The 11731-nt window shown below is 67.5% G+C and carries 11 protein-coding genes; 4 read left to right on the top strand and 7 right to left on the bottom strand.

Annotated elements, in window-relative coordinates; translation table 11 throughout:
- Entirely contained in the window at positions 1 to 1125 is a 1125-nt protein-coding gene (gene carA / locus FNZ56_RS02735; RefSeq protein ID WP_143878381.1) for a glutamine-hydrolyzing carbamoyl-phosphate synthase small subunit, read from the bottom strand.
- A gap of 139 nt (positions 1126 to 1264) precedes the next feature.
- Between carA and FNZ56_RS02730 the strand changes: the two genes are divergently transcribed.
- Genes FNZ56_RS02730 through FNZ56_RS02720 form a run of 3 tightly spaced genes read left to right on the top strand, consistent with a single transcriptional unit; the run spans position 1265 to position 3773 of the window.
- Positions 1265 to 1999: a prolipoprotein diacylglyceryl transferase gene (locus FNZ56_RS02730; protein ID WP_143878380.1), complete on the top strand. Its 735-nt coding sequence runs from the start codon at positions 1265 to 1267 to the stop codon at positions 1997 to 1999.
- Complete coding sequence (locus FNZ56_RS02725) at positions 1984 to 3429, top strand: radical SAM protein (protein ID WP_143878379.1); 1446 nt, start codon at positions 1984 to 1986, stop codon at positions 3427 to 3429. The genes FNZ56_RS02730 and FNZ56_RS02725 overlap by 16 nt, the downstream gene beginning before the upstream one ends.
- Complete coding sequence (locus FNZ56_RS02720; RefSeq protein ID WP_143878378.1) at positions 3426 to 3773, top strand: DUF4349 domain-containing protein; 348 nt, start codon at positions 3426 to 3428, stop codon at positions 3771 to 3773. Before FNZ56_RS02725 ends, FNZ56_RS02720 begins: the two co-directional genes overlap by 4 nt.
- A 22-nt stretch (positions 3774 to 3795) precedes the next feature.
- On the opposite strand, the gene FNZ56_RS02715 is transcribed toward FNZ56_RS02720, so the two are convergent.
- Entirely contained in the window at positions 3796 to 4506 is a 711-nt protein-coding gene (locus tag FNZ56_RS02715; protein WP_143878377.1) for a 4-hydroxy-tetrahydrodipicolinate reductase, read from the bottom strand.
- Between the two features lie 42 nt (positions 4507 to 4548).
- Entirely contained in the window at positions 4549 to 6534 is a 1986-nt protein-coding gene (locus FNZ56_RS02710; protein WP_185970775.1) for a DUF1631 family protein, read from the bottom strand.
- A 156-nt stretch (positions 6535 to 6690) separates the two neighbouring features.
- Between FNZ56_RS02710 and FNZ56_RS02705 the strand changes: the two genes are divergently transcribed.
- Entirely contained in the window at positions 6691 to 7407 is a 717-nt protein-coding gene (locus FNZ56_RS02705) for a 2OG-Fe(II) oxygenase (RefSeq protein ID WP_246064669.1), read from the top strand.
- A 15-nt stretch (positions 7408 to 7422) separates the two neighbouring features.
- Here FNZ56_RS02705 and dnaJ read toward each other — a convergent pair whose 3' ends face one another.
- The 4 genes from dnaJ to grpE all read right to left on the bottom strand — a co-directional run bounded on the left by dnaJ (position 7423) and on the right by grpE (position 11727).
- Complete coding sequence (gene dnaJ / locus FNZ56_RS02700; RefSeq protein WP_143878375.1) at positions 7423 to 8547, bottom strand: molecular chaperone DnaJ; 1125 nt, start codon at positions 8545 to 8547, stop codon at positions 7423 to 7425.
- Positions 8544 to 9122: a TMEM175 family protein gene (locus FNZ56_RS02695; RefSeq protein WP_143878374.1), complete on the bottom strand. Its 579-nt coding sequence runs from the start codon at positions 9120 to 9122 to the stop codon at positions 8544 to 8546. The genes dnaJ and FNZ56_RS02695 overlap by 4 nt, the downstream gene beginning before the upstream one ends.
- A gap of 65 nt (positions 9123 to 9187) precedes the next feature.
- Positions 9188 to 11110, bottom strand: a complete 1923-nt coding sequence (gene dnaK, locus FNZ56_RS02690) for a molecular chaperone DnaK (protein ID WP_143878373.1) — start codon at positions 11108 to 11110, stop codon at positions 9188 to 9190.
- Positions 11111 to 11223: 113 nt separating this feature from the next.
- Complete coding sequence (grpE, locus tag FNZ56_RS02685; RefSeq protein ID WP_143878372.1) at positions 11224 to 11727, bottom strand: nucleotide exchange factor GrpE; 504 nt, start codon at positions 11725 to 11727, stop codon at positions 11224 to 11226.
- Between the last annotated feature and the right edge of the window lie 4 nt (positions 11728 to 11731).

Here is an 11731-nt window from a genome sequence, read left to right as displayed (position 1 = left end):
TCAGTGTTTCTCCATCAGCGCAATGAACTTGTCGAACAACAGCGCCACGTCGTGGGGACCGGGCGACGCTTCCGGGTGCCCCTGGAAGCTGAAAGCCGGCGCATCGATGAGTTCGATGCCCTGGTTGCTGCCGTCGAACAGCGAGCGATGGGTCACGCGCGCATTCGCCGGCAGCGTGGCCTCGTCGATGCAGAAGCCGTGGTTCTGCGAAGTGATCATCACCCGACCCGAATCGATGTCGATCACCGGATGGTTCGCGCCGTGGTGGCCGTGCGGCATCTTCATGGTCTTCGCGCCGACCGCGAGGCCGAGCAACTGGTGGCCAAGGCAGATGCCGTAGAGCGGGATCTTCTTCGCGACGAATTCCCGGATCGCGGCGATGGCGTAGTCGCAGGGCTCAGGATCGCCCGGGCCATTCGACAGGAAGATGCCGTCCGGTTTCATCGCCAGTACGTCGGAGGCCGGCGTCTGCGCCGGAACGACGATCACATCGCAGCCACGCTCGGCAAGCATGCGCAGGATGTTGCGCTTGGCGCCGAAATCGTAGGCGACGACCTTGAACTTGGGTTCGGCATGGACGAACTCGCCGCGGTCGAGATCGAGTTCGCCTTCCTGCCAGGAATAACGCTCCTGCGTGGAAACGACTTTCGCCAGGTCCATGCCCTTGAGGCCGGGGAACTTGCGCGCGGCCTCGATGGCCTTGTCGGCGTCGATGTCGTCGCCGGCCATCAGCGCACCGTTCTGCGCGCCGCGCTCGCGCAGCATGCGGGTGAGCTTGCGCGTGTCGATGCCGGCGATGGCGACGATGCCGCGCGCCTGCAGCCATTCTGGCAAGGCGACCTGGCTGCGCCAGTTGCTGGGCCGGCGCGGCACGTCGCGCACGATCAGGCCGGCGGCCCAGGCCTGGCCGGCTTCGTCGTCCTGGTCGGTGCAGCCGGTGTTGCCGATGTGCGGGTAGGTCAGCGTCACCAGTTGCCGCGCATACGACGGGTCGGTGAGGATTTCCTGGTAGCCGGTCATGGCGGTGTTGAACACCACCTCGCCCACGTACAGGCCCGTCGAGCCCACGGAAATGCCCTCGAAGACCGTTCCGTCTTCAAGCGCGAGGATGGCGGGTGTGGTCACGGGATTCGCCTGCGTCGGGTTGCAAGAAAGCGCCGAAGCGGCGGGAAACCGGTTCGGAGCTGGGGTGATCGGGCGAGCGGGAATTGTACCGGGATGCGCCGGGACACGCCAGCCGCAAGCGCATCGCTAGACTCGCGCGATGTCGCCCACCCTGCTCCACGCGCTGTTCGAAGCCGCGGCCTACGCCGTCGGTTTCCGCCTGTTCCTGCGCGAACGCCGCCGCCGCGCCTTGCCCGCGCTGGCCGACCGCGAATCCAGCCTGGCGATCGGCATCGGCGCGATCCTCGGCGCCGCGCTCGGCGCGAAGATCGCCTACTGGCTGTACGACCCGGTCTACGCGTTCGCAGGTTTCCCGGACTGGGTCCATTTGCTGCAGGGCAAGTCCATCATCGGCGCCCTGCTCGGCGGGCTGGCCGGGGTGGAAATCGCGAAGAAACTCGATGGCGTGCGGGGTTCCACCGGAGACGCCTTCGTCTGGCCGCTGATGCTGGGCATGGCCATCGGCCGCATCGGCTGCTTCCTGTCCGGATTGGACGACCACACCGCCGGCAACCCGACCTCGCTGCCCTGGGGCGTGGATTTCGGCGACGGCGTGCCGCGCCACCCGACCCAGCTGTACGAAGTGCTGTTCCTCGCGCTGTGGGCCGCGCTGCTCGCATGGCGCGGCGACCGCCTGTCGCGGCCGGGCGACCGCTTCCGCGCCTTCATGATCGGCTACCTCGCGTACCGGCTGTGCATCGAATCGATCCGCCCGATCCCGTTCCACTACTTCGGCCTGCTGTCCGGCCTGCAACTGCTGTGCGTCGCCGGCCTGCTCTACTACCATCGCGACATCCCGCGCATCGCCAAGGACCTGCCGTGGCCGCGAAAGTAAGGCCCTATCTGTTCTACGACAGCGCGGTGTCGGTCTGCGGCAGCTGCCTGCGCCGGGTCGAGGGCAACATCCTGATCAAGGATGGCGCGGTGTACATGGACAAGTGGTGCCCGCAGCACGGGCGCGAACGCGTGTTGCTCGCCGACGATGCCGATTACTACCGGCTGTGCCGGGAGAAGTTCGTCAAGCCGCCGGAACTGCCGCAACGCTTCAACACCGAGCGCCGCTGGGGTTGTCCCTACGACTGCGGCCTGTGCCCGGAGCACATGCAGCACAGTTGCCTGACCCTCATCGAGGTCACCGACCACTGCAACCTGCGCTGCCCGATCTGCTACGCCGATTCCGGTCCGCACCGCCCCGGCTTCCGCGACCTCGCGACCATCGAACGCATGCTCGATGCCGTGGTGGCGAACGAAGGCGAACCGGACGTGGTGCAGGTTTCCGGCGGCGAACCGACCCTGCACCCGCAGTTCTTCGAGATCCTCGATGCGGCCAAGGCGCGGCCGATCAAGCACCTGATGGTGAACACCAATGGGTTGCGGATCGCGAAAGAGCCCGAATTCGTCGAACGCCTCGCCGGCTACATGCCCGGTTTCGAGCTCTACCTGCAGTTCGATTCGCTGCGCGACGAGGTGCACCAGGAACTGCGGGGCGCGCGGTTGCGCGAGATCCGCCTGCGCGCACTGGAAGCGCTGAACAGGCACGGTATCTCGACCACGCTGGTGGTCACGGTGAAGAAGGGCCTCAACGACGGCGAGCTCGGCGGGATCATCGATTTCGCGCTGAAGCAGCCCTGCGTGCGCGGCGTGACCTTCCAGCCGATCCAGAACGCGGGCCGCACCGAACGCTACGACCCGGCGCGCGACCGCCTCACGCTCACCGAAGTGCGGCGCCGCATCCTCGAGCAGTCGACATTGTTCCGGCCGGAGGACCTGATCCCGGTGCCCTGCCATCCGGACAGCCTGGCGATGGCGTATGCGCTGAAGCTGGAAGACAAGCTGCTGCCGCTGACCGGGCTGGTGCCGCCGGAAGTGCTGATCGAAGGCGGCCGCAACAGCATCGTGCTGGAGAAGGACGAGGGCCTGCGCGACGCGATCTTCAAGCTGTTCGCCACCAACCATTCGCCGGCGTCGCAGGCTTGTTCGTTGTCCGACCTGCTGTGCTGCCTGCCGCAGGTGCAGGCACCGGAAGGACTTGGTTACCGCAACGTGTTCCGGGTACTGATCATGGCCTTCATCGACGCCGAGGGCTTCGACCTGCGTTCGGTGAAGAAGAGCTGCGTGCACATCGCCCAGCCGGACGGGCGCATCGTGCCGTTCGACACCTACAACCTGTTCTACCGCGACGACCGCGCGCAACAGCTGGAAAAGCTGCGGCGCATGGTCGAAGCCGGCCAGCGACTCGAGACCGAAGGGGAACCCGCCGCATGAACGTCCCGAATCCGCCCGATTCCCCGCAACCCGATCCGCGCGGTTCGCGCTGGCTGGGCTTCGGCCTGTTCTGGTTGATCCTCGTCGGTGGCGGCATGGTGTCCGGAATCATCGTTTCCGCCGCGGGCATGCTGTTCCATGGCCTAGGGCTGGCATACGGGCTTGCCGGGCTGCTGCCATGGATCGCGCCGCTGGTGCTGGCGATCTGGCTCGCGAACAAGGGCAAGACCCGCACCGCGCAGGGCATCGCCTTCGGTTTCCTGAGCCTGTTCGCGGTCGGCCTGCTGCTGGTCGCCGCCTGCTTCGGCATCCTCGCCCTCGGCGGCTTCGGCAACTGGCACTGAGTGCGATGCGATTGCGCGGTCGTCAATCCAGCAGGTCGCGGACCCGGTAACGCCCCGGTTCCCGTCCCACCAGGGCTCGCGCGGCATGCAGCGCGCCGCGGGCGAAGATGTCGCGGTTGGTCGCGCGGTGGACCAGCTCGACCCGTTCGCCGATGCCGCTGAACTGCACCAGGTGCTCGCCGACGATGTCGCCGGCGCGGATCGAGGCGTAGCGCGGCGTCGCCCCGCCCTCGCCCGCGGCCATGCCCAGGGTCAGCGCGGTTCCGGATGGCGCATCCAGCTTGCGCGCATGGTGTGCCTCGACGATGTCGCAATCCCAGCCCGGCAGCGCACGCGCGGCGCGTTCGACCAAGTCGTGCAGCACCGCCACGCCAAGGCTGAAATTGCTGGCCCAGACCAGCGGGATCCGCATCGCCGCGGCGTCCAGTGCCGATTGCTGTCCGGAAGACAATCCCGTCGTGCCCGATGCCAACGGTTTGCCGCGCTGCAGGCAGAGGTCGAGGATCGCGTCGAAGCCTTCGGGCAGGCTGAAATCGACGGCGGCGTCGTATTCCGGGACGCCGGCGAGCTCGCTGGCCGCGAATTGCGGGATGCCGTCGACGACGCGCGATTCGACCCTGCGCGAGACCGCGGCCACGACTTCGCAACCTTCGCCTTCGCGGCACAGGCGTTGCAGCGCCTGGCCCATGCGGCCGCCGGCGCCATGGATGAGCAGTCTGGTCGGTGCGTCCATGGGCGCAGGCTATCCGTCCCGCCGGAACGGGACAAGGCGGCGTCAGGCGCCGTCGAATCTGGCCTTGCCGAGCTTGACCATCGCCGCGAGTTCGGCGGTGGATGCGGTCAACACGCGCACGCCGCGGCGGTTGACCAGCAGCAGGCGCGAGGAAATCGGGCTGATCCAGGACACCTTGGCCGGTTCCATGCGCCCGGACGAGGCCAGCAGCTGCAGCCAGTCGCCGACGCGCAGGTTGCGCACGCGTTCGAGCACGTCGCCGTCGAAGTCGAGCGTGTCGGTGCCACCGACGACCTGCATGCGCGGCGCGGCTTCGGTTTCGCCCTGCTCCTGCGTTTCCGCTTCGACGCCATCCGCTTCCAGGGGAACGGATTCGGCTTCGATCGCGGGCGGTGGCGCGAGTTCGTCCTCCAGTTCGTCGACGATCGCCGCCGCCGATTCGCCGACGTAGCCGGAGCTGGCGAGGATCGTCTCGAGTTGTTCGCGCGGCAGCGGCGGCGGTTCGCCCGTGGCCGCTTGCGCCTTGCGGTCGTGGGCCTGCAGCAGCCCGTCCACGGCTGCCATCGCCTGCGCGTAACGCGGCGAGTCGTGGCCTTCGCGCAGGATCACCTGGGCGATGTGGTGCGCGGCGTGCAGGTCGAGGAAGGTGCCCACCGCCGGCGGCAACTCGCGATCCGCGCGTCGTTGCCGCAATTCCTCCGTCGCAGCCTTGCGCGCCGATTCCAGCCGCTCGCGGCCGTGCCGCGCCTGCGCCGCGCGCTTCTCCGCCAGCGCGAGGCGCTTGCGGCTCTGGCCCATGTAGGCGCGCAGTTCCTGTTCCAGCGTCTCGAAGATCGCGATGTCCTCGTTGAACTCGGCGACGAGGCGGTCGATGGTGTGGTCGACGTGGTCGAGCAGTTCGCGTTCCTGCGGGCCGTCGCCGTTGTTGCCGGAACAGGCTTCGGCGATGGTGTTGAGCAGGCGCCACGCCGGGTGTTCGCGGGTGTCGAACATGTAACGGTCGCGCACCGCGACGCGCGCGAACGGCACCAGCATGCGGTCGATCTTGCGCCGCGACCGGTTGTCGAAGCGCGCGTTCTCCAGCAGCGAATCGAACAGCCGCGCCATCATGCCGAGCGTTTCCTCGTCGGTCTCGCCGAGGCTCAATCGGTCGCCGCCCATGCCCAGCTTGCGTGCGTTCGCGGCGAGTTCCCGCTGCAGGCGCTCGGCGAGGGATCCGGGTCCGGCCGCCTGCGCCGCGGCCGGGTCCGACAGTTCGTGCTGCATCAGCGCGAGGATCGACAGCAGTTCGTTGGAACCGATCCTCGGTACCGTCGGCGTGACCGTGCCCGGATCGAACAGCGGCTGTTCCTCGCGCACGGGGGCGCGCCGCGATTCCAGCAACTTGAACAGGTGGGTGAACAGCATCCCATCCACGGGCATGCCGGTGCCGCCCGCCGATGCGGGACCCGGCGAAGCCCGTCCCGTCGGCGGCAGCGGCGGGCGGGCGGCGGGTCGCGCCACCTGCGGCAGCTCGCCGGACGCCAGCATCGCCTCGCTGCGCTGGTAGGCCTGCGCCAGCGCCCCGGCGAGCGGACCTTCGGCCGCGCGCAGCGTCGCGATGCGGTGGCGGGGATCGGGATCGGCTTCCTCCAGTGCCGCGACCAGCGCCTGCACAATGAAGGCCGGCGACATCGGGTTGTCGGATTCGCGCAGGTCGCCGCGGCCGGCGGTGTGGGCCAGGCGCTTGCCGAGCATGTCCAGGCTGCGTGCGTTCGCGCGCGACATGCCATCGACCACCTGGTCGCGCGCCAATTGCGTTTCGAGCGCGTCCTCGGACAACAGGCTGAGATTGACGTCCGCGGTGTCGATGGCCTCGGACGCGGGCTTCGACCTCGGCAGTTCACGGAAACCCGCGGCCAGCGCCTGGCGCACGCTCTGCACGATGCGCGCATGGTCGAAGCGTCCTTGCGCCGAGTCGCCAAGCGCGCGCTCGAGCGCGGGCAACAGGATCTCCAGCAACTGCTCCTGCAGCGCCGCGAGCATCATCTGGCTTCCATCGCGCGGGGCGCCACGGATGGAACCTGGGGAAGAAGGAAGGGACATGGCGCCTGTCGGGGGCTGGCGTTTTCGTGACCTTACGCAAAGTCGGGCGACAAGTCATTGATGCCGGTCAAGTTTCGAAGGCGACGTTATGATCGGTACGTGCACGAACAAGGCGCGAGCGTGATTCCACCCGTCCCACTGCTTGATGTCGCCCGGCTCGATGGCCCGGATGCGATCGTGGCCCGCGAGCCGTTCCGCTTCATGGTCGCACCCGGGCAACTGGACGACGCGCACCGGCAGGCGCTTGTCGCGGATTTCCCGCGCTACGGCAGCGCCGGCTTCTTCCCCTACGAGCCCGCGGACTGCGGCCCGGCATTGCGCAGGTTGATCGACGAAATCACGGCCCCCGCCTTCGCCGAAGCGCTCGGCCGGAAGCTCGGCATCGATCGCCTGGGCGACCACCCCGCCATCGTCACCCTGAGCGATTCGGTGAACCGCCGCCATGGCACGCTGCACACCGACAGTCGTTCGAAGGTCGCCACCGCGCTGGTCTATTTCAACGAGGATTGGCCGCACGGGAGCGCGGGCTGCCTGCGTTTCCTCGCCAGCGGCGACGACATCGAGGCCATGGTGTCGCCCGAAATCCTCCCGCTCTACGGAACCCTGGCCGCGTTCGCGCGCGCGGACAATTCCTGGCACGGCCACCTGCCGTTCGAGGGCGAACGCCGCGTGCTGCAGGTCGCTTGGCTGACCAGCGAAGACGAACTGCGGCGCAAGCAGAAGCGCGGTACGTTTTCGCGCTGGTTCAAGAAGTTCATGGGCGGGCTGGACCGGCGCTTCGGCGCCGGCCGCGACGTCAACGCGCGGCACGACTGACCCGCTTCGCGCGGGTCAGGACACCATCCGGTCCCAGAAGCCCTTCACCCCGTCAAGGAAGGTGCTGGACCTTGGCGAATGCTTGCGCGCGCCTTCGCCGACGAAGGTGGTTTCGAACTTCTCCAGCAGCTCGCGCTGCTCGGCGGTGAGATTCACCGGGGTTTCGACCACCACCTTGCAGTACAAGTCGCCCGGGCCGCGACTGCGGACGGACTTCACGCCCTTGTCGCGCAGGCGGAACACCTTGCCAGTCTGGGTTTCGGCGGGAACGCGGATCTCGGCCTCGCCGCCGAGCGTGGGCACGCGCACGCTGTCGCCGAGGGCGGCCTGGGAAATGCGGATCGGCACTTCGCAATGCAGGTCGTCGCCGTCGCGTTCGAACAATTCGTGCGGGCGCACGCGGATCTCGACGTAGAGGTCGCCCGGCGGCGCGCCGGCGGGACCGGCCTCGCCTTCGCCGGCGAGGCGGATGCGGTCGCCGCTGTCGACGCCGGCCGGCACCTTCACCGCCAGCGTCTTCTCGTCCTGCACCCGGCCGTTGCCATGGCAGGCCTTGCACGGGTTGACGATGGACTGGCCGCGACCACCGCAATGCGGGCACGGTTGTTGCATGGCGAAGATGCCGCGCTGCATGCGCACCTGGCCACGGCCGTGGCAGGTGGAGCACGTTTCGATCTTGCCGTCTTCCGAACCCGAGCCGCTGCAAACGGTGCAGGCCGAAAGCGTCGGCAGTTCGATCTTCTTCTCGATCCCGGCGACGGCTTCCTCGAGGTCGAGTTCCATCACGTAGCCGACGTCCGCACCGCGCCGCGGCGCCTGGCGCGTGCCGCCGCCGAAGATGTTGCCGAAGATGTCGCCGAAGATGTCGCCGACGTCGTGGAAGCCCGGGCCGGCGTTGCCGCCGCCCATGCCGTGCTCGAACGCGGCGTGGCCGTGCTGGTCGTACATGCGGCGCTTGCCGCCGTCGCTCAGCACTTCATAGGCTTCCTTGCATTCCTTGAAACGGGCCAACGCCTCCGGATCGTCGGGGTTGCGGTCCGGGTGGTGCTTCATCGCGCAGCGGCGATAGGCCTTCTTCAGGTCCTCCTCGCTCGCGTCGCGCTGGACGCCGAGGACTTCGTAGTAGTCGCGCTTGCTCATTTCCGCTCGATTCTCGATTCGATGCGCCGGTCCGGCACCAGCCAGACCAGCGCGACCAGCACGTATAGCGCGCAGGACAGCCACGGCTGCACGAACGCCAGCGCGATGCCCGCGATGTAGAACAACGGCGAGAGCCGCCCCTTGAAATCGCTACCGGTGGCGCGCGCGAGCAGCGAGTCGTGGCCTTCAACCGCGATGATCCGCTGCTGCAGCAACCAGTAGGCGATCGCCGCCATCAGCAACACCACGCCGTACATGGCGGTCGGCAGCGCGGTGAAGTGGTTCTCGCCCATCCACGCGGTCGCGAACGGGAACAACGACAGCCAGAACAGCAGGTGCAGGTTGGCCCACAGCACGCTGCCGCTGACCTTGTGCGCGGCTTGCAGCATGTGGTGGTGGTTGTTCCAGTAGATCCCGACGTAGACGAAGCTCAACACATAGCTCAGGAACACCGGCAGCAGCGGCACCAGCGACGCCAGGTCGCTGCCGTGCGGCACCTTCAGCTCCAGCACCATGATGGTGATGATGATGGCGATGACGCCATCGCTGAAGGCTTCCAATCTCCCCTTACCCATGCCTTCTCCTCACATGGCGAACGCCCGTGGCCGGGCGTTCGCTTGTCGTTTCCAGGTTTTCCCGATCAAGACTTCTTGTCGTCGTCCTTGACTTCGGTGAACTCGGCGTCGACCACGTCGTCGGCCGGCTGGCCGGCGCCGGCATCGCCGCCTTCGGCCTGCTGGCCAGCGGACTGGACCGCCGCGAACAGCGCCTGCCCCGCTTCTTCCAGCGCCTTGGACTTGGCTTCGATCTGCGCCTGGTCGTCGCCCTTCATCGCCGATTCGAGTTCGGCGATCGCGCCTTCGACCCGGCCGATCACGTCGCCGCCAACCTTGTCGCCATTGTCCTTGATCGCGCTGCGGGTCGCGTGGATCAAACCGTCCGCGTGGTTGCGCGCGGAGACCAGCTCGTGGAATTTCCTGTCTTCCTCGCGGTGCGATTCGGCGTCGGCGACCATGCGCTGGATCTCGTCGTCCGACAGGCCCGATCCGGCCTTGATCTCGACCTTCTGTTCCTTGCCGGTCTTCTTGTCCTTCGCCGTCACGTGGACGATGCCGTTGGCGTCGATGTCGAACGAGACCTCGACCTGCGGCATGCCGCGCGGCGCCGGCTCGATGCCGGTCAGGTCGAACTTGGCCAGCGACTTGTTGTAGCGGGCCTGCTCGCGCTCGCCCTGCAGCACGTGCACCGTCACCGCGGACTGGTTGTCCTCGGCGGTACTGAAGGTCTGCGACGCCTTGGTCGGGATGGTGGTGTTCTTGTCGATGATCTTGGTGAACACGCCGCCGAGGGTTTCGATGCCCAGCGACAACGGGGTCACGTCGAGCAGCAGCACGTCCTTGACGTCGCCTTGCAGCACGCCGCCCTGGATCGCGGCGCCAACCGCGACTGCTTCGTCCGGGTTCACGTCCTTGCGCGGTTCCTTGCCGAAGAAATCGGCCACCGCCTGCTGCACCTTCGGCATGCGGGTCTGGCCGCCGACGAGGATGACTTCGCTGACGTCCGAAGCCTTGAGGCCGGCGTCCTTGAGCGCGACGCGGCAGGGTTCGATGGTCTTCTTGACCAAATCCTCGACCAGCGACTCGAGCTTGGCCCGGGTCAGCTTGATGTTGAGGTGCTTGGGGCCGCTCGCGTCGGCGGTGACGTAGGGCAGGTTCACGTCGGTCTGCTGCGCGCTGGAGAGTTCGATCTTCGCGCGCTCGGCCGCATCCTTCAGGCGCTGCAGCGCCAGCGGGTCCTTGCGCAGGTCGATGCCCTGCTCCTTCTGGAACTCGTCGACCAGGAAATCGATGACGCGCTTGTCGAAGTCCTCGCCGCCGAGGAAGGTATCGCCATTCGTGGCCAGCACTTCGAACTGCTTCTCGCCGTCGACGTTCGCGATCTCGATGATCGACACGTCGAAGGTGCCGCCGCCAAGGTCGTACACCGCGACCTTGCGGTCCTTCCCGTCGCCCTTGTCGAGGCCGTAGGCCAGCGCGGCCGCGGTCGGCTCGTTGATGATGCGCTTGACGTCGAGGCCGGCGATGCGGCCGGCGTCCTTGGTCGCCTGGCGTTGCGAATCGTTGAAGTAGGCCGGGACGGTGATCACCGCCTCGGTCACGGTCTCGCCGAGGAAGGCCTCGGCGGTCTTCTTCATCTTGGTCAGCACTTGCGCGGAGATTTCCTGCGGCGCGAGGCTCTTGCCATCGGCCAGCGCCACCCATGCGTCGCTGTTGTCGTGCGCGACGATCTTGTACGGCACGAGTTCGATGTCCTTCTGCACCTCGGCGTCGCCGAACTTGCGGCCGATCAGGCGTTTCACCGCGAAGAAGGTGTTCTTCGGATTGGTCACCGCCTGGCGCTTGGCGCTGGCGCCGACCAGGACTTCGCCGTCCTTGGTGTAGGCGACGATCGAAGGCGTGGTGCGGTCGCCCTCGCTGTTCTCGATGACGCGGGCCTTGCCGCCTTCCATGATCGCCACGCACGAATTCGTGGTGCCGAGGTCGATGCCGATGATCTTGGCCATGTGTGTTCCCTCTCGTTTCCTGTGTTTCGGTGGCGCCGTTGCGCCGATGTTCGCGATGTGGGGCTGTGTCGTGCCGGTTCAAGTAGGGGCGACCGGGCCGGTCGCCCCTGCGTTTATTCCGCGACGACCACCAGCGCGGGGCGCAACAGGCGGTCGTTGAGCACGTAGCCCTTCTGGAAGGTGTGGATGACGCTGCCCGGCGGCAATTCCCCGGCCGGCGCCATGCTCATCGCCTGGTGGCGTTCGGGATCGAAGGCGTCGCCGGCGGCCGGCGCGACTTCGGTCAGTCCATTCTTCTCGGCGATGGAATGCAGTTGCTTGAGGGTGAGTTCCAGCCCGGCGCGGAGCGGATCCTCGGCGGTGGCCGCGGCGAGCCCGGCCTCCATGCTGTCGAACAACGGCAGCAGTTCGGCCAGCAGCTTCTCGTTGGCGAAGCGGCGCGCCTGGTCCACGTCGCGGGCGAGGCGCTTGCGCTGGTTGTCGAGGTCGGCGCGTTCCAGCAGCAACTGCGCCTTGGCCTGTTCGAGTTCGCCCTGCAGCGCCTCGATCTGCTCCCGCAGCGCCTGTTCGGCGTCCACGGCCGTGGTCTCCGGGTCCATGCTCGGTTCGGTCGTCATCGTC

The organism is Lysobacter lycopersici (assembly GCF_007556775.1).
GTDB lineage: Bacteria > Pseudomonadota > Gammaproteobacteria > Xanthomonadales > Xanthomonadaceae > Pseudoluteimonas > Pseudoluteimonas lycopersici.
The sequence above is the reverse complement of the archived record's forward strand: the minus strand, read 5'-3'. Positions and strand labels throughout refer to the sequence as shown.

Coding starts and splice junctions, on each gene's coding strand:
- FNZ56_RS02730 (WP_143878380.1), top strand. CDS start 1,265: ATGTCGCCCACCCTGCTCCACGCGCTGTTCGAAGCCGCGGCCTACGCC.
- FNZ56_RS02720 (WP_143878378.1), top strand. CDS start 3,426: ATGAACGTCCCGAATCCGCCCGATTCCCCGCAACCCGATCCGCGCGGT.
- FNZ56_RS02715 (WP_143878377.1), bottom strand. CDS start 4,506: ATGGACGCACCGACCAGACTGCTCATCCATGGCGCCGGCGGCCGCATG.
- FNZ56_RS02710 (WP_185970775.1), bottom strand. CDS start 6,534: ATGATGCTCGCGGCGCTGCAGGAGCAGTTGCTGGAGATCCTGTTGCCC.
- dnaJ (WP_143878375.1), bottom strand. CDS start 8,547: ATGAGCAAGCGCGACTACTACGAAGTCCTCGGCGTCCAGCGCGACGCG.
- FNZ56_RS02695 (WP_143878374.1), bottom strand. CDS start 9,122: ATGGGTAAGGGGAGATTGGAAGCCTTCAGCGATGGCGTCATCGCCATC.
- dnaK (WP_143878373.1), bottom strand. CDS start 11,110: ATGGCCAAGATCATCGGCATCGACCTCGGCACCACGAATTCGTGCGTG.
- grpE (WP_143878372.1), bottom strand. CDS start 11,727: ATGACGACCGAACCGAGCATGGACCCGGAGACCACGGCCGTGGACGCC.